Raw genomic sequence first — 20,062 nt, 5'->3', positions numbered from 1 at the left:
GCTTCAGGCTATTATAAAATCACGATAAAGATAAGACCGGACAGAACGAAATCATACATACAGCATCGTAATAAACGGAGGTAATAGCATGAAGAAAGAGAAAATCCAGGAACTGATCTCCCGGATGACATTGGAAGAAAAAGCAGGAATGTGTTCCGGAGCCGACTTCTGGCATCTTAAGGGGATCGAACGCCTTGGAATTCCCCAGGTGATGGTAACAGACGGACCTCACGGAATCAGAAAACAGGCAGAAGAAGCCGATCATCTTGGAATCAATGAGAGCGAGAAGGCAGTCTGCTTCCCGGCCGGCTGTGCAACTGCATCCAGCTTTGACCGAGATCTGATCCGCAGACAGGGAGAAATCCTTGGCCAGGAATGCCAGGCAATGAATGTCAGCACGATCCTGGGACCGGCAATGAACATCAAACGTTCCCCATTATGCGGAAGAAATTTCGAGTATTATTCAGAGGATCCATTTGTGTCTGCAGAAATGGCAGCTGCAATGATCGAAGGTGTGCAGAGTAAGCATGTGGGAACAAGCGTAAAACACTTTGCGGCAAACAATCAGGAAAAACGACGGATGACAAATTCCTCGGATATGGATGAGCGGACATTAAGAGAAATCTATCTGGCATCCTTTGAGGGGGCTGTGAAAAAATCAAAGCCATGGACTGTCATGAGCTCCTATAACCGCATCAATGGAAAATTTGTCGGAGACAGCAAGGAATACCTGACAGATATCCTCAGAGAGGAATGGGGATTTGACGGATATGTGGTTTCCGACTGGGGTGCGGTCAACGACAGGGTTTCTTCACTGTCAGCAGGACTGGATCTGGAGATGCCTCCGGGGGATTACGAAAATGACAGACTGATCGTAAAGGCTGTTCAGGAAGGTAAGCTTGATGAAAAGACTGTGGATCTGGCATGCGAGAGAATCCTGGATGTGATTTTCCGTTATACAGAGAACCGTGATGAAAACGCTGTATTCGAATATGAAAAGGATCACAAGGCAGCAGCCGATATCGCAGCGGAATGTATGGTACTCCTGAAAAATGATAACCATATCCTTCCTCTGAATGCAGAAAAAAAGATCGCTTTTATCGGAAAATATGCCAGAGAACCGAGATATCAGGGCGGCTGAAGCTCTCATATCAACAGCTGGAAGGTGGAATCCGCACTGGAAGCTGTAAAAACAATTCCGGAGCTTGCAAATGTAACCTTTGCAGAAGGCTATCAGGATGAAAAAGATGAGGTTGTAAAAGACCTTCAGGATGAAGCAGTCAGAACAGCGGCTGATGCTGACGTTGCAGTTCTGTTCCTGGGACTTCCGGACAACTTCGAATCAGAAGGCTATGACAGAAAGCATATGGAGCTTCCGAACTGCCAGAATGAACTTGTACAGAAGATCCTTGAAGTGCAGAAGCATGTGGTAGTTGTCCTTCACAACGGTTCTGCTGTACTTATGCCATGGAAGGATCAGGTAGAGGGTATCCTTGAGGCATATCTTGGAGGAGAGGCAGTTGGAAGAGCAACGGCAGAGATCCTCGCAGGCAAAAAAAATCCATGCGGACGCCTGGCTGAAACCTTCCCTCTTCGTCTGGAAGATACCCCTTGCTATCTGACTTACGGAAAAGGCTTTGACAATGCTGATTATCAGGAAGGTGTGTTTGTAGGCTATCGCTATTACACCTCCAGAAAAATGAAAACAGCATTCCCGTTTGGTTACGGATTATCCTACACAACCTTTGAATACAGTGATTTTCAGCTTGATAAAAAAGAAATGTCTGATAAAGATACTTTAGAAGTAAGCGTCAAGGTAAAGAATACCGGAAACCGTGCAGGTAAAACAGTAGTTCAGCTTTATGTAGAAGCACCTGAGACAGAAGTCATCCGTCCGGTCAGAGAACTGAAAGGATTCGAAAAGATTTTCCTGGAAGCAGGAGAAGAGAAGACAGTTACATTTACACTGGATGAGAGAGCATTCGCTTACTGGAATACATTGATCCATGACTGGTATGCAGAGGAAGGAACTTATAAAGTGATGATCGGTGAAAATGCAGATCAGATGTGCAAAGGTGAAGAGATCACAGTACATACTACGAAAGAACTTCCAAAGACCTATTCATTAAATACCTGTCTTGGAGAGCTGATGCGCGATCCGAAGGCACAGGCTGTGATGGGACCTTTCATGCAGGGAATGGCACAGAATGATGCAGCAAAAGATATGGCAGAAGCACAGGAGAATGATACATCAGGAGCTGTGAATCAGGAAATGATGGCAGCGATGATGGAAGGAATGCCCCTTCGTCAGCTGTTAAGCTTCGTTCCCGGAATTAAAAGAGAAATGCTGGAACAGATGGTTGATGCTTTAAACGCTTAAGGAGAGAAAGAATGGGAAGGACAAAGAAGGAACTTGGTCTGGATTCCATGGGAATCCAGAAGTCAATGAGATTAACGGATTATCTTGGAGATGGTATCGGACAGCTGCCGCTGAATATCATGAGCAGCCTTGTGGGACAGCTGACTTACTTTTATACCGAAAAGGTAGGCCTTGCAGCAGGAATGGTTGCCACCATGCTTCTGATCGCAAAGATCTTTGATGCATTTTCAGATCTTGCAATGGGAAAGATCATGGATGCAGGCAGATCACCAAAGGGAAAATGTCGTCCGTGGTTTTTAAGAATGGCAATCCCGGCACTTGTAGCTATTATTTTACTGTTTACTGTACCTAAAAATATAGGAAGTGGTTTTCAGACGGCCTATGTACTGATCACGAACGTACTGATCACAGCGATCGTATATACAGCAGTAGCGATCCCTTATGGTGCCCTGATGGCTATCCGTACGGAAAGCTTTGAAGAGCGTGGTAAAATGGGAATCTTCCGTACAGCATTCGGATACATTGCAGGAATGGTAATTGCCATCCTTCTTATCCCTATCACAAATATGCTTGGCGGAACACAGAGTGCATGGATCAAGGTAGCTGTGGTCTTTGGTCTCATCTCCATGCTTTCATTGATGATTCTTTATAAAGTATCAAAAGAAAACGTGCAGATCGTAGAAAAAAGTGAAGATGATGATGTACCGTTTGTGGAAGCTATCAAAATGCTTTTCAAAAACAAGTACTGGGTTATTATGCTTGTACTTCAGTTTCTGATAAATATTTCTTACAGCTTAACTACATCCGGTGGAACATACTATGCAAAATACATTCTTGGAAATGACAATATCGTAGCACTTCTGGGAGCAGTGGGACTGGTTCCTACATTCCTTGGATTTATTTTGACAGGTCCTCTGACTTCCAAGTTTGGAATGACAAAAACATGTAAGATTTCCTGTGTGCTTGGAGCAGCAGCCTGCCTGGTAAGAGTTTTTACACCGTACAGCATTGCAACCTGTATTGCAGGTGGAGTTGTAACTACCTTTGCCAACATCCCTATGATGTGTCTGTTTGGAGCAATGGTAAATAACTGTGTGGAATATAATGACTACAAATTCGGAAAACGCATCGTAGGTATGACAAACAGTGCCAACTCTTTCGGAATGAAGATCGGATCCGGTATCGGAGCATCTCTGATCGGATGGCTGTTGGCAGCTGCAGGATACAAAGCATCTCTGGCAACTCAGCCTGGCTCCGTTGATATGGCAATCTTTGCATTTTCCATCTATATCCCGCTTGCGATCTTTGTGATCATGTTTATCTGTCTTATGAAGAATGACCTTGAGAAGAGATATCCTGAGATCATGGCAGAACTGCAGAAAAGAGAAAAGGCAAACTAAATACTGAGACTAAAGGACGGGACTTACAATAAGGTTCTGTCCTTTTGTGGATTTATTAATTGGAGGAAATGAAATGAGATTATATGATTTAAGAACCGAATATCGGGTAAACCCTGTTGGATTAACTGCTGAAGCACCAAGATTCTCATGGAAAATGGAATCACAGGAGAAGGATACTTTACAGACTGCATATGAAATTCATGTAGCAGATGAAAATGGAAAGCTTGTATGGAACAGTGGAAAAAAAGTGTCAGATCAGTCTGTTCTGATCCCTTATGAAGGTGAAGCACTGGTCTCAGAAACGATGTATACTGTGCAGGTATCTGTTGCAGACAATCACGGAAATACAGAATCTGTTGAAGGTACGTTTGAGACAGGAATTTTTGACAATACAGAATTTAAAGCACAGATGATCACAGGTGATTTCCCGGAAGAGGAGACTGCCTGCCCGGTATTTGGAAAGACATTTGCACTGGATAAAAAGGTAAAGAAAGCCCGTCTGTATGCAACAGCACATGGCGTATATGAGGCGACCCTGAACGGACAGACTGTAGGAGACTACCGTATGGCACCGGGCTGGACAAGCTATCACAACCGTCTTCAGTATCAGATCTATGATGTGACAGAGCTGCTTGATACAGAAAACAAAATTGAAATCACAGTTGGAAACGGCTGGTATAAAGGAATCCTTGGCTTCTATTGTATGCCAGATCAGTATGGAACACAGGTGGGAGCATTTGCAGAGCTTCATGTGGAATATGAAGATGGAAGTAAGGATGTGATCGCTACCGATGAAACATGGTCTGTAAAGACCGGAGAGATCCGTTACAGCGAAATCTATATGGGAGAGACCATCGACACGGATGCACCGGAGATCACAGAAGGAAACGTTGTTGTCAAAGATTTTGACAAAGCTGTTCTGACTGCACAGGAAAATGAGCCTGTCCGCATCACAGAGAAGATTGCCGGCAAAGAGCTGATCGTGACACCAAAGGGTGAAAGACTGGTTGATTTCGGACAGATCATCACAGGTGTTGTTGAGCTGCATGTGAAAGGCGAGAAAGGTCAGAAGATCGTGATCCGTCATGCAGAGGTTCTGGATAAAGACGGAAACTTTTACCCGGAGACACTTCGCCAGGCAAAATCCATCGACACCTTTATCTGCAGCGGAGAAGAGCAGATCTTCCGTCCGCATTTCACATTCCATGGATTCCGCTATATCTGTGTGGAAGGACTGGAAGAATTTACGGCAGATCAATTTGTTGCCTGTGTGACACATTCGGATATGGAAAAAACAGGAGATTTTACCTGCTCTGATCAGAAGGTAAATCAGTTGCAGAGCAATATTACATGGAGCCAGAGAGATAACTTCCTTGATATCCCGACGGATTGCCCGCAGAGAGATGAGCGTCTTGGATGGACAGGAGATGCACAGGTATTTTCCTGGACAGCAGCATTTAATAGAAATACAGCATTATTCTACACAAAATGGATGCGTGATGTGGCAGCAGAATCTTCACTGGAAAAAGGAGTGCCCCATGTTGTGCCGGATATCCTGGGACAGTACAGTGCTTCTGCATGGAGTGATGTAGCAGTTATCGTTCCGTGGGTTGTCTATCAGATCTATGGCGATAAAGGTATCCTGGAAGAGAACTGGAAATGTATGCATGAATGGGTAGACTATATCAAAAACAACTGTGAAGAGAGCGGTCTCTGGCAGAGTGGTTTCCAGTATGGAGACTGGCTTGCTCTGGATAAAGAAGAGAGTGCAGACAGAACCGGAGCAACAGATAAGTATATGATCGCAAACGCATACTATCTGTATGTGACAGATCTTGTAAAGAAAACAGCGGAGGTGCTTGGTAAGTCAGAAGAAGCAAAAGAATATGCGGATCTGTACGAAAAAACCCTGGATGCATTCCAGAGAGAATATTATACAGAGACAGGCCGTATCGTAAGTGAGACACAGACAGGAGCGATCCTTTCCCTGTATTTTGATCTTGCAAGAGAAAAAGACAGAAAACGCATTTTAAATACGCTGCTTACGAATATTGCAAACCACAAAAATCATCTGGCTACAGGTTTTGTCGGCACACCATATATCTGCCATACACTTTCTGAAAACGGAGAGCACGAGATGGCGGCAACTCTCTTCATGAAGGAAGATTATCCATCATGGCTCTACGCAGTAAATATGGGAGCAACGACGATCTGGGAGCGCTGGAATTCCATCAAACCGGATGGAACCTTTGATGAATCCGGTATGAACTCCCTGAACCATTACGCATATGGTTCCATCGGAGACTGGATGTATCGCAAGGTTGCCGGTTTATCCCAGTTAGAGCCGGGATATAAGAAATTCCAGGTAAAACCCATGTTTGTGAAAGGCATTGAAGAGTGGGCTACAGAATTTGAATCCGTTTACGGAAAGATCGTGGCAAAGACATCCTGCAAAAATGGAAAGATCCATGTGCATGTAGAAGTACCGGCAAACACTACAGCTGTGATCGTACTTCCGGAGAAAGAAGAAATACTTGAAGTTGGTTCCGGTGTATATGATTACGAATATGCAACAGAGACATGTCTTGCAGTAGAGCGTTTCAGTATGGACAGCACCCTTGGTGAGATCGTGGCAGAACCGCTGGCAGTAGAACTGTTCAACCAGATGGCACCGGGAATGCTGGAGGGACCGATGATCCAGTTTGCTTATGGAATGACACTGGCAGAGCTGCTGGGGGCTGCACCGCAGGCGAAACCGCTTTATGAGGCAGTTGTGAATGCACTGAATCAGAAGGAAGCAGAAGCTGGTTCTTTAATTGAAAGCTATGCATATAATAAATAAAATGTATCAATGGAAATGAAAGCCTTATGCCAGACCAGAAATTAGAGAATCTTCTTAATCTTGCCATGAATGCCCTGCCACATGAGCGGGAGAAATCGGAAAATCTGAATGTGGGGTATGATCCCACCACCAGGCTGTGGGATGTGATCGTGAAGTACAGTGGCCCGGAAAGCGGACTTGGTGGTGAGAGGATTCAGGTGGTCCCGCTGCTTGGCAGCTATGCAGTAGTGACATTGCCGGAATCGGAAATTGCTGCATACTCAGGCAGAGAGCAGATCGAGTTTATAGAAAAGCCCAAGAGACTCTACTTTGAGACCTTTGAAGAGCGGGAAGCAAGCTGCATTTTGCCGGTGCAGAATGGAGTCGATGGCTTAACCGGCGAAGGGATTTTGGTGGGCATTGTGGATTCCGGAGTGGACTATTTCCATCCGGATTTCAGAAACGAGGATGGCAGTACCCGGATCCTGCGACTGTGGGATCAGAGTGTAGCTGGAAATCCACCGGAAAACTATGTATCAGGAACTGAATATACGAAGGAAGAAATTGATGAGGCGCTTGCACTCGGGGAAACCGAAGGCAGGCGCCTTGTTCCGTCTGGAGATTTCAGCGGACATGGAACAGCAGTTCTTGGAATAGCAGCAGGAAACGGGAGAGCATCGGATGGAGTGAATCGAGGCGTTGCGTATAGAAGTGATCTTCTGGTGGTAAAAATGGGAAATCCACGGGAAAATTCATTTCCGCGGACAACGGAGCTGATGGAGGGTATTGATTACCTGATACGGCAGGCAGTGAAGATGAGAAAACCGATGGTCATAAACATCAGCTTTGGGAATAATTATGGTTCACACAGAGGGGATTCCCTTCTGGAAAACTATATTGATACAGTTGCGGCCATGGGGCGGACTGTGATCGTTACAGGAACCGGAAATAACGGCAGCCAGCCCTGGCATGCAGGAGGAATCCTGCAGCAGGGGAAAACAGAAGAGATCCAGTTGGCGGTGGGAGCTTTTGAGCCCACATTAAATGTACAGTTATGGAAGGATTATGAAGATGAGATGGAAATTTATCTGGAAAGTCCGTCCGGAGAACGGATCGGTCCATTATATGAAAGGCTGGGTCCTCAGCGGCACCTGCTGGAAAATACAGAGCTTCTGATCTATTATGGAAAACCCGGTCCCTATCAGCTGTCCCAGGAAATCTACATAGATTTCATTCCTGTGGGTAATTATGTGGACAGCGGTGTCTGGAAAGTTCTTTTAAGTGGAAAACGTGTGCGCTCCGGACAGTATTTCCTCTGGCTGCCGGGTGGAAATGTACTGAATCGCGGAACTGGGTTTTATTCTCCGCGGGCTGTGGGAACTTTGACGATTCCTTCCACTGCCGGAAAAGTTATTTCTGTTGGAGCTTATGATTCCAGACAGAATGCCTACGCAGATTTTTCCGGAAGGGGAAGTCAGTTCCTGCCGATCCGGAAGCCTGACCTCGCAGCTCCCGGCGTATCCATCACCGCCCCGGTTCCCGGTGGAAGCTACGCCACTGTTACCGGAACCTCCTTTGCGGCACCCTTTGTCAGCGGAAGCGCAGCTCTGCTTATGGAGTGGGGAATCGTGAAAGGAAATGATCCGTTTCTTTACGGAGAAAAGGTAAAGGCATACCTGCGGAAAGGTGCACAGCGTGTGGGCGGGTATGAGGAATATCCGAATGTGGAGGTGGGATGGGGACGACTCTGTTTGGAAAGTAGTCTGCCAGATTAAAATATTGTATTTATAGAAAAATATGCTATGATATATACACCATGTGTGTATGTAGAGGCAGAATAAATATGGAAATAAAAGAATTACGCGAAAGCACAGGAATGAACAGAAAAGAATTTTGTGAGTACTTTGAAATTCCCTACAGAATTGTAACAGAATGGGAAAGGGGAACAAGAAAAATGCCAGGATTCTTATTCTAAAATGTGGACTGCGGGGAAATCGTGATGAAGAAAAAATTAATTAAGCCATTTGCAATACTGCTGGCTGTCTTTCTGGGATCACTGGAGGTGGGATGGCGTTTTTTTAATATGGTGGTCTGCTGCAAAAGAGGAGAGCACAAAAAGGAAAGAAAGAAATGGTTTGAACTGTCTCATATCAGGGAAAATCATCCCAGGAATGGTTATGCAAGAGAATATAATGAGAGTAAGGCCTGGTGCCTTGAACAGAAGATGCAGAACTGTTATATCAAAAGCATTGACGGATTAAAACTGCATGCATTATACCTGCCGACAGAATATGCAAAACGGATTGTCATATTAAGCCATGGATATCGTGGCAGCCGTTTTGGCACATTGTCATTCATGGCAAAATATCTGCATGAACATCAGTGTGATGTCCTGTTTATAGAACATCGCTGCTGCGGCGACAGCGAGGGAAAATATATTACTTTTGGAGCAAAAGAACAATGGGATGTGCAGCAATGGGCAGTCTATGTATCTGAACGAAACAAAGAGAAGCTTCCAATTTATCTGTATGGACAGTCCATGGGGGCGGCTGCTGTACTGATGGCAGCAGGACATACACTCCCGGCGGAGGTAAAAGGCCTGATCGCGGACTGTGGTTTTCAGTCTATGGAAGGACAGATGCGTGATATGGCAGCTAACTGGTTCCATTTGCATCATATTCCACTGCTTCTGATGGAACTGGACTGGTTCTGTTCTCTTCTGGCAGGATTTCATATGAAAGATGCAGATACTGCCGAAGCTATGAAAAAAAATACAAGACCGGTTCTCTTTTTCCATGGAGAAAAGGACACCTATGTGTATCCGAATAACTCTTTTCAGAATTATATGCTCTGCAGGGCAGAGAAGGAACTGGTGATCATACCGGGAGCACGGCATCTGTGCAGTGCCTATGTGGATCCGGAACTGTATCAGCGCAAGATGATGGAATTCTTTGAGAAATACGATTAAACGGACATAAAAAATCCTGACCGGGATTTATCAGACATAGTACATAGCAGAAATACACCTTTGAACTGTTATGTTAAATGTATGATAAGTCCCGGTCATTTTTTTGTAAAGTGTTCATTAAGTCCTGGGGGTACTGGTATTTCCTGAGAAGATATGATATTTTTTCACCTGAAGCATATATACAATGTTTTCTGTCTCGGATAAAGAAGAAAAACGGGACAATGGAGGTTATCTATTATATGAGAAATTATTATCCTTTGACGGCAGCTCAGAAGATGCATCATAACTGGATCATGGATTATGGTACACAGCAGGTATCCGGTGTAAGTGTTGTGGCTTCTGTACAGGCAGAACTGGATTTTGGATTATTAAAAAAATGTATTCAGATGGAAACAGAGCGTTCAGGCTGTACCAGAGTCCGTTTTACAAAGCCGGATAAAGATGGAAATGTAAAACAGTATATAGAGAAGCAGGATTCGCGAGATATTGAGCTGAAGGATCTGTCGGGAATGGAAAGTCTGGCAAAGGCAGATGAGCTGATGCAGCAGTGGGCTTATGAAACATTTGACGGAGATAATATCCCGATGTGTGAATTTATTATGTTGAAGCTTCCGGAAGGATACAATGGTTTCTTTTTACATATGGATCACAGACTGATCGATTCCTGTGGGCTTGTAGTTATGATTGAAGACCTGTTCCAATTATATACGCATTACAGATATGGAACAGCCTGCCCACAGGAACTGGTTGATTTTGAGACGGTCCTGAAAAAAGATCTTGCAAAAGCGGGCAATGAAAAGCGTTTTGCAAAAGACAAAAAATTCTGGGATGACCAGCTGGATGCACTGGGTGAGCCGTTATATTCTGATATACAGGGACCGTCTGTACTGGAGGGAGCAAGAAAACGTCATGGAGATCCAAAGCTTCGTGCTTCTGATATTGAAATGAACGAGCTGTTTGTTGCAGTAAAGGATTATCATCTGGAACCGTATGCGACACAGAACCTGATGGATTTCTGTATGAATCATCAACTTTCCATGACGAATCTGCTTCTGCTTGGTATTCGTACTTATCTGTCAAAAGTAAATAACGGACAGGAAGATATTACGATCCAGAATTTTATATCCAGACGTTCTACCCATGACGAATGGACTTCAGGGGGAAGCAGAACCATTATGTTTCCGTGCAGAACAGTGATCTCACCGGAGACAGATTTTCTTTCGGCAGCTTATGAAATCCAGAATATGCAGAATCGAATTTATATGCACAGCAATTACGATCCGACACTTATCGTGGATGAGATGAGAAAGAGATACCATACACCGGAGCATACCAGCTATGAAAGCTGCTATCTGACCTATCAGCCAATGCCGGTGAAGGTGGAGAATGAAATGCTTGGGACTGTTCGTCAGCATGCCAAATGGTTTGCAAATGGTGCCGCAACCAAAAAAATGTATCTGACCGTATCTCATACTGAGGATGGCGGCATGAACTTCTCCTATCATTATCAGACTGCTCATCTGGAAGAGCATGACATGGAACTGCTTTATTATTATATGATGCGTATTCTTTTTAAGGGGATCGCAGAGCCGGATATGAGCATCGGAGAGATTATGGAACAGGTATAGAAATCAAAAATACGAGGAGGAAATGGAATGAATCAGGAAATGGAATTTAAAAATATTGTAGCGCAGTACAGCAAAGTGAAACCGGAGGAGATGACGGGGAAAATGAGATTCCGTGAGGATCTGGGATTCACTTCTCTGGATTTCATGTCTTTTCTGGGAGAGCTTGAGGATACCTTTGACATTGAACTTGAGGAAACCGAAGTGACCCAAATTACAACTCTTGAAGAGGCGCTTAAGCTTCTGGAGGAGCTTCAGTAAGAATGAAGCTGTTGTCCGCAGAAAAGTGAAGGAGGAGAAAAACATGCTGATCAAGGATATATTAGAAGAAAGTGTACAGAAATTTGGCGAAGTCAAAGCAGTAAAATGGCTTAACAGGAAAGAAGTTCTGGAGAGAAGTTACAGCGAAATATTGAGAAACGTGATTTCCACCAGAAAAGGACTTCTTGCAGAAGACTTTGCAGGAAAGCATATTGCATTGATCGGAACCAGTTCTGTAGAATGGATCGAAAGTTATCTGGGAATTATTACAGGATGTATTACAGCGGTGCCGCTGGACGCAGCACTCCCATGTGAAGAACTGATCGATCTGATAAACCGATCCGATTCTGAAGCACTCTTCTTAAGTCCGAAACACAGACCTTATCTGGAAGCGTTCCTTGCAAACTGTCCGAAACTCCAGAAAGTATGGATGCTTCAGGAAGAGGTGGAGGATGTACCTTCAGGCGTGTACAGTATCAATGAGCTGAGAAACACAGGAATTAACGCATCAGCAGATGCTTCCTGCCAGTCAGCAGAAGATATTGCGACGATTATCTTTACGTCCGGAACGACAGGAAAGAGCAAAGGGGTTATGCTGACACAGAATAATCTGGCATCTAATGTTGAGGCAGTTAAGATTTCAGCAGAACCCGGAACTGCCATGCTCAGTGTACTTCCAATCCATCATGCATTCTGTCTTGTCATGGACTGGCTGAAAGGTTTTTCTCAGGGAGCAACTATCTGTATTAATGACTCTCTGCTTCATATGGTCAGAAATATGAGCATTTTTAAACCCGATATCATGCTCATGGTTCCGATGATGATTGAAACAATTTATAAGAGACTGGCAGCAGCTGATCCACAAATCCCGAAGGCAGTTCTTGCAGAAAAAGTTTTCGGTGGAAAACTGCAGACGATTTTTACCGGTGGCGCACATCTGGATCCGTACTATATTGATCGTTTTGCAGAGTATGGTGTTCAGATTCTGGAAGGATATGGCATGTCGGAATGTTCTCCTGTTATCAGTAATAATACGCCGGAAAATCATAAGCCGGGTTCTATTGGAAGACCACTTGAGAATGTGGAGATAAGATTTGAAAATGGTGAGATTCTGGTAAAAGGCACAAGTGTTATGAAAGGGTATTATCAGATGCCGGACGAGACAGCTGAAACACTGAAAGATGGCTGGCTGCATACTGGCGACAAGGGTTATATGGATGAAGATGGATATCTCTTTATTAATGGCCGGGTGAAAAATCTGATCATTCTATCCAATGGAGAAAATGTATCTCCGGAAGAAATCGAGAACAAGCTTGCACTGAATCCGCTTGTGGGTGAAGTTATTGTAACAGGTGAGGACAATGGTCTTACAGCCCGAATTTATCCGGAACAGGCAGTTGTGGAGGCAAAGGCACTGGATACGGAGATGATTCGTTCACAGCTTCAGGAATTTCTGGATGAATACAATAAAAATCAGCCGACCTACCGTCGTATTACAGGTCTGGTGATCCGGAAAAATCCGTTTATACGCAGCACGACAAAGAAAATCAGGAGACAGGATGTCCTGATCGATGAGCCACAGGCATAATAAAAACCCGTTTGAGTGAATTGCTCAGACGGGTTTTGCTATGCTGTTTATATGCAGGACACTCAGGATAAAAGAGGCAGCATGCCAGACAGGAAAATCTGAGTCAGAATTCCTGCAATTACTTCTGGTGCAAGATCAAAATTATCCCTTGTCCATTTGTGAAGGACACCGATCGTACTGCCGATCGCACAGGTGATCACGTAAGATATTTCCTCTTTTGTATGTCTGCCGGGTCTGGCACTGGAGGTAGTAGCGGTGACATAGTGATGAAGCATAGTCAGCATTTTTTCGAATAGATCATTCCCGTGAGGTGTACTCAGAAGACTGGAAAGAAAAGGATTTTCCATTGTATAGCGGCAGATCGTCAAAAAATAGGACTGACAGATATCGCGGTCATTTTCAGGATGAAATTTTTCCATTATGGAGAAAACATCATGGATCGTCTTTTCTTCAACAGCAGATACAAGAGAGGGGATGTCCTGATAATGATTATAAAAAGTGCTTCTCGCGATACCAGCTGTTTTTGTGATATCGGATACAGTGATCTGGTCAGGAGTTTTTTTCTTTATTAGTTTAAAAAAAGCGCCCAGGATGGCTTCATCTGCCACAGAATATCTTTCGTCAGGAACTGGATTTTGCATAGTCGCTTCCCTCCCATAGCTTATCAGCATTCTTGAATAAAGTATAACACAAATCCATTTCTTTATATAGTAAAGAAAAAGCGGAATGTGAAAAGCGATTGGAGCAAATAAAAACTCAGAACCTTCAGGGGTATGAAGAATATCGAAATGGGGAAATTACTCGAGATCAGTTCGCTTCAACCAAAACTCAACTGGAAAAAGAGAAACTAAATTTACAGAAACGTATTCAAGAAGTTGAAAATCTAATCGGTGATGAGAAAGAAATATTGTTGAAGAAAAACATACCGGTTGATCAGATGATTGAATTTATGGGATTTGAAAAGTTGACACCGGAAGTGCTTCAAAAATATGTAAAAGCCATTTATATGCATGATGATGGAAGGATAGAGATGTGTTGGAAAGAATTGAAATAATAGATTTTGTAGTCTTTATACAACATCCACTATATGAAAGTCTATAGCATTTATATAACGTCCACCCCTGTATTTTTGTAACCTTAATGAAACGTCCTCTGTATGAAAACAACGGTTTTATGGGAAAAAAACGCAAAAAAAATAGTAAAAACTTTGTGGTTTTTACTTGACATCCTCGGGACGGTTGTGTCTGGCAGAGAGTATCCCATACGGCATATCCTGAATATATAGAAACGGACAGGATTTTCAGATACGAGCCTTGTGATCCTGACATTGAATATGAAGATGAATCCAGTTACTGTCAGAGATGCTAGTGCAAATATTGAAGCATTCACGCATAATGTAGATAAACAAAAACACAACTATAAAAAGAAGGAGGATTGGGTATGGGATTATTTGATAAGAAGGTCTGTGATATCTGCGGAGAGAAAATAGGTTTATTAGGCAACAGAAAACTGGATGACGGAAATCTGTGTAAGGATTGTGCAAAAAAATTGTCACCATGGTTTGAAGACCGGCGGCACAGTACGGTAGAGGATATAAAACGTCAACTGGAATATCGTGAAAAAAACAAAAAAGCCGTAATGGATTTTTGTATAACCCGTCAGATCAATACCAGAAATTATAATGTTTTTATTGATGATAATAAGGGGAATTTTACTGTTGCACGGAAGCTGGATGTCAATGAAAATCCGGACATAGTTCCTTTATCCGCTGTTGTGCAGTGTAGAGTTGATGTGGAACGACAGCAGAACGAGGAAACATATACAACAAAGGATGGAGAAACCGTAAGCTATCAGCCACCGGTATATAAGTATGAATTTGATTATACTATGCGTATTAAAGTAAAAACTCCATGGTTTGATGATATGGATTTTCGTCTGAATACTTTTTCCATAAGCAGCGATAACAGAAGCGAATTGATGGAAGTGGAGCAGACAGGTCATCAGATCATAGCCGCTCTGACACCAAATGCGGCTGGAATGCAGCAGCCCGGGATGCAGATGAATAACGGAATGCAGCAGCCTGGGATGCAGATGAACAGCAGAATGCAGCAATCTGGAATGCAGATGAATAACGGAATGCAGCAGTCCGGGATGTACATGAACAATGGAATGCAGCAGCCTGGGATGAATATGGACAACGGAATGCAGCAGCCCGGCGGTTTGTGGAAATGTCAGTGCGGTGCAGAGAATACCGGAAGGTTCTGCGAATACTGTGGCCAGCCAAGACCATTTTGAGTGATGATAGACAGAGTGGACAGAATTGTTCACTCTGTTTGTGATAACAGGGATTGAGAATGGAGGGTTTCTCTGAAAACTATATAATAAAATATAGCTTTATAGTATACTTATCACAGAGGTGTATCAATGAGAGAGGAATTTTCATGACATACAATAAAAAAAGGGCACTGTCGTATGGAGGAATCCTGATAAGTGTATTTCTGGCGTATTTCTGCAGGCTGGGAAGACCGGAAAATGTTTTTATGAGAAATCTCGCAGATCAGTGTCGTAACTGTATTTATCTGGGAATGTATTGTGCCTGGGTGATTTATCTGGAAAAGCATGTAGTGCATAGAAAAACGCGCAGATGTCTGACTGCAATTGGCTGTCTGATGGTCTTCTGGTTTTTTGTACGGACAGTAAAATTTCATATTTTTCATGATCCGCTTGGAGAACATATCTGCTGGTATCTGTATTATATTCCGATGATCCTGATCCCGGTCCTTGGACTGGCAGCAGCGATGTTTCTAGGGGAAAAGGATGGAGAGAAAACAGTCAGAAAAATTATTGCCTTGCTTGCTTTTGCGGTGGTTTTGATCATCAGTGTTTTTACAAATGATCTGCATCAGCTGGTGTTTCGGTTTTCCGGGCGACCGCCGCTTTCAGATAGAGATTACAGCTATGGTATTCTTTTTATAGTGATCCAGGGATGGATCATATTTTGCCTGATATGGATGGAAATTATGCTGATCAGAAAAAGCAGGATTCCGGGAAGAAAGCAATTTTGGCTGCCGGTTATTCCGGGAATATTGTTTCTGGGATGGAATATCGGGAATTTACTCCGTTTGCCTCTGATCAAAACAATTGCCGGAGATATGACAGCGGTATGCTGTCTTTTGATGGCGGCAATTTACCAGGGATGTATATTATGCGGCCTGATACAGACGAACAATCGATATTTTGAATTATTCCAGACCTCCGGAGGACTGGATGCAGAGATTACGGATGATTCCTTTCAGCGATATTATCATTCCGGTGATTTTCCTGAGCTGTCACCGGAACTGCGTAAAATTGTAATAAACAGATCAGCTGTACAGGAACAGGGAATCCGGATCAACCATATTCCTATAAGAGGAGGACATTTGTTCTGGTCAGAAGATATTTCGGTGCTTCTGGATCAGTATCAGGATATCCGGGAACAGCAGGAGGAGCTGACTGCCAGAAATCGTCTGCTGCAGAAAACCTATCAGAAAGAAGCTGAGCGGAGAAAAACAGAAGAACAGAACCGACTGCTGAACATGATACAGAATCAGACAGCCGGGCAGCTGGAATTGCTGTCACAGCTGATGGATGAGCTGGAAAGAACGGAGTCAAGGGAACAGGAACACTATGACCGGATCCTGGGAAAAATCGTGGTTGTTGGTACATATTTAAAAAGAAGAAAAAATCTGGTATTGACACAATATGCATCAGACGGAAATCTGCTTACAATGGAGGATCTCAGACAGAGTCTTGCGGAATCCTGTGACAGCTTAAAATTATGTAAGATCCGGGCGGCTTATTATGTCGAAAATGGTGAAGTGCAGCTGAATGCAGATGATATACTAAAATGCTATGATACCTTTGAATGGCTTGTGGAACGATTGTTTGATACAATGCAGTCTGTTTTTTACCGTGTGTCGCAGATCGATGATGCTTTGCGGATCTCGGTTCATATTGTAGCAGAAGCAGATCTTCGGGGATTAATGTCAGAAAGACCGGAATTAAATGTGCAGCAGGAAGATGAAAACGAATGGTTTATCGGATGTATCGTATTCAGAAAGAGAGGCGGAAGATGACTGATTTTGCGGAATGCAGTATGGCAATGCAGGATTTTTTGATGATCCTTCTTGAAATCTGCCTGATTCTGGAATTGATCCTTCTGTTGATCAGGATAACCTGTTTTTACGGGAAAAAGAAAATTATAACAGCAGTGACTGTTTTTGCAGTTTCTTTTATGCTTATGGGGTTCCTGATGAACGATCACAGATATTGCCAGGGGGAAAGCGCATATCAGTTAATGCTCCGGATGTGTCCGGTCAGTGTTTTGATGGCAGCGATGGTGGTATTGTTGCTTTATCTTTGCTGGGCAATCTGGAGAGAGAGACGCAGATATCATCATTCTCTGTCTTACTGGTCTGTGAATGAAGCTGTTGATGATGTTCCTTGTGGGGTGTGTTTTTCGGATCCTCTTGGAAGGATCGTTTTATGCAACACCAAGATGCATGAACTGAGCAGGATAATGACAGGCTCATATCTGCAGGATTATGAGGCATTGCGGAAAGTAATAAATGGAGGATCCGAAGCAGAGGGACTTCGCAGATTAAACAGTGACAGTAATGTATTTTATTTTCCGGATGATTCCGTCTGGATGTTTCAGGAATATCGTCTGCAGGAGCCGGATTGTGCAGGATATCTGCAGACAGTGGCAGTTAATGTATCAGAAATTTATTACAATGGTGAAAAGATCAGAGCAAATAATGAAAAGCTGGAAATCCTGAATCATAAGCTGGAGGAAATGTATGAAAAAATCGGAGATAAAATAAGAGAGCAGGAGACACTTGCCATGAAAATGCAGGTTCATGACAATTTTGGCCGAAGCCTTCTGTCAATACGCAGGATATTGGAAAGAAAAGAAAATCAGGATAAAATGGATGAACAGCTATCTGCACTAAAGCATCTGGTCTATATTCTTACAGATTCTTCTGTTGAGAATATGGAAGAATTATGCGCGGATACGATCAGGCATGCAGAAGAACTTGGAATTTATGTTCAGATCAGCGGAAATTTCCCTCAGCATCCCTCCTACAGGCTACTGACAGACAGAGCGATCCGTGAATGTGTGACAAATTGTGCCAGACATGCCCATGGAAGTACAGTTCTGGTGAAGATAGAAAAAGGTGCAAATGAATACAGCATCCGGATAACGAATGATGGAGATGCACCTGAAAAAAATGCAGAAGAAGGTGGTGGTCTGTCTGCACTGAGAAAAGCTGCGGAGTCAGAGAAATGTATTATGCAGGTTTCTTTTTCACCGGAGTTTTGTCTGGTGTTAAAAATGCCGCTGTCAGAAAGGATGGGAGTCTATGGTACGGATACTGATAGTAGAAGATCAGAGGATCATGCAGAAGTATTTTGAAAGTATTATTATGCGGGAACCGGAATTCCGACATGTTCAGACAGTTTCGGATGCCTGTGAAGCTGTAAAGATCTGCTCTTACTCGGCAATTGATCTTGTGCTTATGGATGTGCAGACATTTCATAATCATGATGGGCTGAGTGCCGGAAAGATCATCAGGGAAAAATATCCATATACAAAGGTATTGGTCGTTACTTCGCTGATCGATCCCAGGGTGCTGGAAAGGGCAAAGAGCGGATGCGCAGACAGTCTCTGGTATAAGGATCACGGGGAAGAGGAAATACGGAGTGTGATCTACAGAACGTTAAATGGGGAGCATGTATTTCCGGATGTGGCACCGGAGGTGGAACTTAACTGGATCACAAGCGGTGATATCAGTCCCAGACAGCTGGAGATGCTGCGCCTGTACATTCACGGGATGTCATATTCCGAGATCGCAAGGAAAATGGACTGCTCTGCTTCAGGGGTAAGATGGAATTTTCAGGAAATGATCGCCAAGGCGGGATACAGCTGTAAAGAGGATCTGATAGCAGCTGCACTGGAAAGTAAACTGATCGTAACCACACTGAAATAGAAGATCCACAGAATGCAGAAACATATTCAGATAGAGGAAATTTGGCGTGAGCTGACGGAGCATTCATAAATACATCATAAAATTTTGAATAATAGAAGAAAGAGGAAACAGACATGAGTGATTTTTTGACAGAAAAAAATAAAAAAACAGGAATACTGGGGAAACTGAAATGGGTTCTTTGTGGCTTTTTTATACTTTTTTCCCTGGGAGCTATTGGCGCATCGGAGAAGTATATCCGTGAAGGGCGCTGGGGAATGGCAGCAACAGAGATCATACTTGGATTGCTGTTTCTGTATCCGACCTTCCGGGAGATACAAAAAACATTAAAGAAGAAAAAAGCCGGAGAAATCGCCTGCTGGTTTGAATCCTATGCTCAGAATACCGTCTCATTTGAAAAGCTTGAGCAGGAACTGGGAAAAGGTGCAGTGAAAAAGCTGGAAAAATTTATTGCCGGGGGATATATCCGGAATATCCAGATAGACAGAGAAGGAAATTATATTATGATCACTGCACCGAACAGACGCGTAAATGAGAAGATCTATATTACAGTTACCTGCCCCAGCTGCGGTGCAAAGAATCAGGTAATAAAAGGTCGTCTGAGCACCTGTGAATATTGCGGACAGCGTCTTACTCCATGATAAAAGACACCTTTCGGATCTGTCCTGTTAAAGGTAAGATCCTTGTGCAATATGCTCAATGCATAAAAAGGATATTTTATAAACAAAATTATATAAGTTGCATATAACTAACGCATGTAACATAACAGAAATTGTACAAATATCCGTACACCCATAAATTTTTGGAATGAAATCATAGAATAATTTTATAAAAATAGCCAATAAAACTGGATAATATGTTCAAATTATGGTACATTTATTGTAGCGGTCAGAGGAAATACTGCGGCCTTTTTGTGGTTGGGATTTCCGGAGGGCTGAACAAATAACGTAGAACTTATTTATTTGGTTTTATTGTTTCTTTCCTGGGAGTGCA

General features: G+C 43.2%; 15 protein-coding genes and 1 pseudogene. 15 read left to right on the top strand and 1 reads right to left on the bottom strand.

Going from position 1 to position 20,062, the window contains the following annotated elements:
* Positions 1–88 precede the first annotated feature (88 nt).
* From G5B06_RS19630 to G5B06_RS12230, 9 genes and pseudogenes are all read left to right on the top strand, one after another.
* Positions 89–2,380 (top strand): annotated as a pseudogene (locus G5B06_RS19630) (glycoside hydrolase family 3 C-terminal domain-containing protein).
* Positions 2,381–2,391: 11 nt separating this feature from the next.
* Positions 2,392–3,780 (top strand): MFS transporter, encoded by a 1,389-nt coding sequence (locus G5B06_RS12265; protein WP_173772170.1) that lies wholly within the window; start codon positions 2,392–2,394, stop codon positions 3,778–3,780.
* Positions 3,781–3,853: 73 nt separating this feature from the next.
* Positions 3,854–6,622, top strand: coding sequence for an alpha-L-rhamnosidase (locus G5B06_RS12260; protein ID WP_173762021.1), 2,769 nt, complete (start codon positions 3,854–3,856; stop codon positions 6,620–6,622).
* A 26-nt stretch (positions 6,623–6,648) separates the two neighbouring features.
* Complete coding sequence (locus tag G5B06_RS12255) at positions 6,649–8,376, top strand: S8 family peptidase (protein WP_173772169.1); 1,728 nt, start codon at positions 6,649–6,651, stop codon at positions 8,374–8,376.
* A gap of 68 nt (positions 8,377–8,444) precedes the next feature.
* Positions 8,445–8,576, top strand: coding sequence for a helix-turn-helix domain-containing protein (locus G5B06_RS12250; protein ID WP_118071794.1), 132 nt, complete (start codon positions 8,445–8,447; stop codon positions 8,574–8,576).
* A gap of 24 nt (positions 8,577–8,600) precedes the next feature.
* Positions 8,601–9,569: an alpha/beta hydrolase gene (locus G5B06_RS12245; protein WP_118061855.1), complete on the top strand. Its 969-nt coding sequence runs from the start codon at positions 8,601–8,603 to the stop codon at positions 9,567–9,569.
* A 239-nt stretch (positions 9,570–9,808) separates the two neighbouring features.
* Positions 9,809–11,197 carry a condensation domain-containing protein gene (locus G5B06_RS12240; protein WP_118071811.1) on the top strand — a complete coding sequence of 463 codons (1,389 nt, stop codon included), beginning with the start codon at positions 9,809–9,811 and terminating at the stop codon, positions 11,195–11,197.
* Positions 11,198–11,224: 27 nt separating this feature from the next.
* A complete protein-coding gene (locus tag G5B06_RS12235) occupies positions 11,225–11,455 on the top strand; it encodes an acyl carrier protein (protein WP_117688436.1) in 231 nt (76 codons plus the stop codon).
* Positions 11,456–11,498: 43 nt separating this feature from the next.
* Positions 11,499–13,043 carry an AMP-dependent synthetase/ligase gene (locus G5B06_RS12230; protein WP_173772167.1) on the top strand — a complete coding sequence of 515 codons (1,545 nt, stop codon included), beginning with the start codon at positions 11,499–11,501 and terminating at the stop codon, positions 13,041–13,043.
* Positions 13,044–13,105: 62 nt separating this feature from the next.
* On the opposite strand, the gene G5B06_RS12225 is transcribed toward G5B06_RS12230, so the two are convergent.
* On the bottom strand, positions 13,106–13,684 hold the full coding sequence (locus tag G5B06_RS12225; RefSeq protein ID WP_118061857.1) for a TetR/AcrR family transcriptional regulator: 579 nt from the start codon (positions 13,682–13,684) through the stop codon (positions 13,106–13,108).
* 98 nt (positions 13,685–13,782) lie between these two features.
* Here G5B06_RS12225 and G5B06_RS12220 point away from each other — a divergent pair, with 98 nt between their 5' ends.
* The 6 genes from G5B06_RS12220 (at position 13,783) to G5B06_RS12195 (ending at position 19,710) form a co-directional block, all read left to right on the top strand.
* Positions 13,783–14,097: a hypothetical protein gene (locus G5B06_RS12220; protein WP_118061858.1), complete on the top strand. Its 315-nt coding sequence runs from the start codon at positions 13,783–13,785 to the stop codon at positions 14,095–14,097.
* A 386-nt stretch (positions 14,098–14,483) separates the two neighbouring features.
* Positions 14,484–15,338 (top strand): DUF4428 domain-containing protein, encoded by an 855-nt coding sequence (locus tag G5B06_RS12215; RefSeq protein WP_173772166.1) that lies wholly within the window; start codon positions 14,484–14,486, stop codon positions 15,336–15,338.
* 146 nt (positions 15,339–15,484) lie between these two features.
* On the top strand, positions 15,485–17,158 hold the full coding sequence (locus tag G5B06_RS12210) for a histidine kinase N-terminal 7TM domain-containing protein (RefSeq protein WP_173772165.1): 1,674 nt from the start codon (positions 15,485–15,487) through the stop codon (positions 17,156–17,158).
* Complete coding sequence (locus G5B06_RS12205; RefSeq protein WP_244094564.1) at positions 17,155–18,498, top strand: ATP-binding protein; 1,344 nt, start codon at positions 17,155–17,157, stop codon at positions 18,496–18,498. Before G5B06_RS12210 ends, G5B06_RS12205 begins: the two co-directional genes overlap by 4 nt.
* On the top strand, positions 18,446–19,072 hold the full coding sequence (locus tag G5B06_RS12200) for a response regulator transcription factor (RefSeq protein WP_173762027.1): 627 nt from the start codon (positions 18,446–18,448) through the stop codon (positions 19,070–19,072). The genes G5B06_RS12205 and G5B06_RS12200 overlap by 53 nt, the downstream gene beginning before the upstream one ends.
* A 113-nt stretch (positions 19,073–19,185) precedes the next feature.
* Positions 19,186–19,710 (top strand): hypothetical protein, encoded by a 525-nt coding sequence (locus G5B06_RS12195; protein ID WP_118752731.1) that lies wholly within the window; start codon positions 19,186–19,188, stop codon positions 19,708–19,710.
* Positions 19,711–20,062 lie beyond the last annotated feature (352 nt).

It is taken from the genome of Blautia luti (assembly GCF_013304735.1).
In the GTDB taxonomy this organism is placed as follows: Bacteria; Bacillota; Clostridia; order Lachnospirales; family Lachnospiraceae; genus Blautia_A.
Note: the sequence above shows the minus strand (reverse complement) of the source record. Positions and strands in the feature narration are given on the sequence as shown.

Excerpts from the sequence above, each read along its gene's own strand:
- G5B06_RS12210 (WP_173772165.1), top strand. The coding sequence starts at position 15,485 with ATGACATACAATAAAAAAAGGGCACTGTCGTATGGAGGAATCCTGATA.
- G5B06_RS12195 (WP_118752731.1), top strand. The coding sequence starts at position 19,186 with ATGAGTGATTTTTTGACAGAAAAAAATAAAAAAACAGGAATACTGGGG.
- G5B06_RS12250 (WP_118071794.1), top strand. The coding sequence starts at position 8,445 with ATGGAAATAAAAGAATTACGCGAAAGCACAGGAATGAACAGAAAAGAA.
- G5B06_RS12205 (WP_244094564.1), top strand. The coding sequence starts at position 17,155 with ATGACTGATTTTGCGGAATGCAGTATGGCAATGCAGGATTTTTTGATG.
- G5B06_RS12200 (WP_173762027.1), top strand. The coding sequence starts at position 18,446 with ATGGTACGGATACTGATAGTAGAAGATCAGAGGATCATGCAGAAGTAT.
- G5B06_RS12245 (WP_118061855.1), top strand. The coding sequence starts at position 8,601 with ATGAAGAAAAAATTAATTAAGCCATTTGCAATACTGCTGGCTGTCTTT.
- G5B06_RS12230 (WP_173772167.1), top strand. The coding sequence starts at position 11,499 with ATGCTGATCAAGGATATATTAGAAGAAAGTGTACAGAAATTTGGCGAA.
- G5B06_RS12260 (WP_173762021.1), top strand. The coding sequence starts at position 3,854 with ATGAGATTATATGATTTAAGAACCGAATATCGGGTAAACCCTGTTGGA.
- G5B06_RS12255 (WP_173772169.1), top strand. The coding sequence starts at position 6,649 with ATGCCAGACCAGAAATTAGAGAATCTTCTTAATCTTGCCATGAATGCC.
- G5B06_RS12215 (WP_173772166.1), top strand. The coding sequence starts at position 14,484 with ATGGGATTATTTGATAAGAAGGTCTGTGATATCTGCGGAGAGAAAATA.
- G5B06_RS12240 (WP_118071811.1), top strand. The coding sequence starts at position 9,809 with ATGAGAAATTATTATCCTTTGACGGCAGCTCAGAAGATGCATCATAAC.
- G5B06_RS12225 (WP_118061857.1), bottom strand. The coding sequence starts at position 13,684 with ATGCAAAATCCAGTTCCTGACGAAAGATATTCTGTGGCAGATGAAGCC.
- G5B06_RS12235 (WP_117688436.1), top strand. The coding sequence starts at position 11,225 with ATGAATCAGGAAATGGAATTTAAAAATATTGTAGCGCAGTACAGCAAA.
- G5B06_RS12265 (WP_173772170.1), top strand. The coding sequence starts at position 2,392 with ATGGGAAGGACAAAGAAGGAACTTGGTCTGGATTCCATGGGAATCCAG.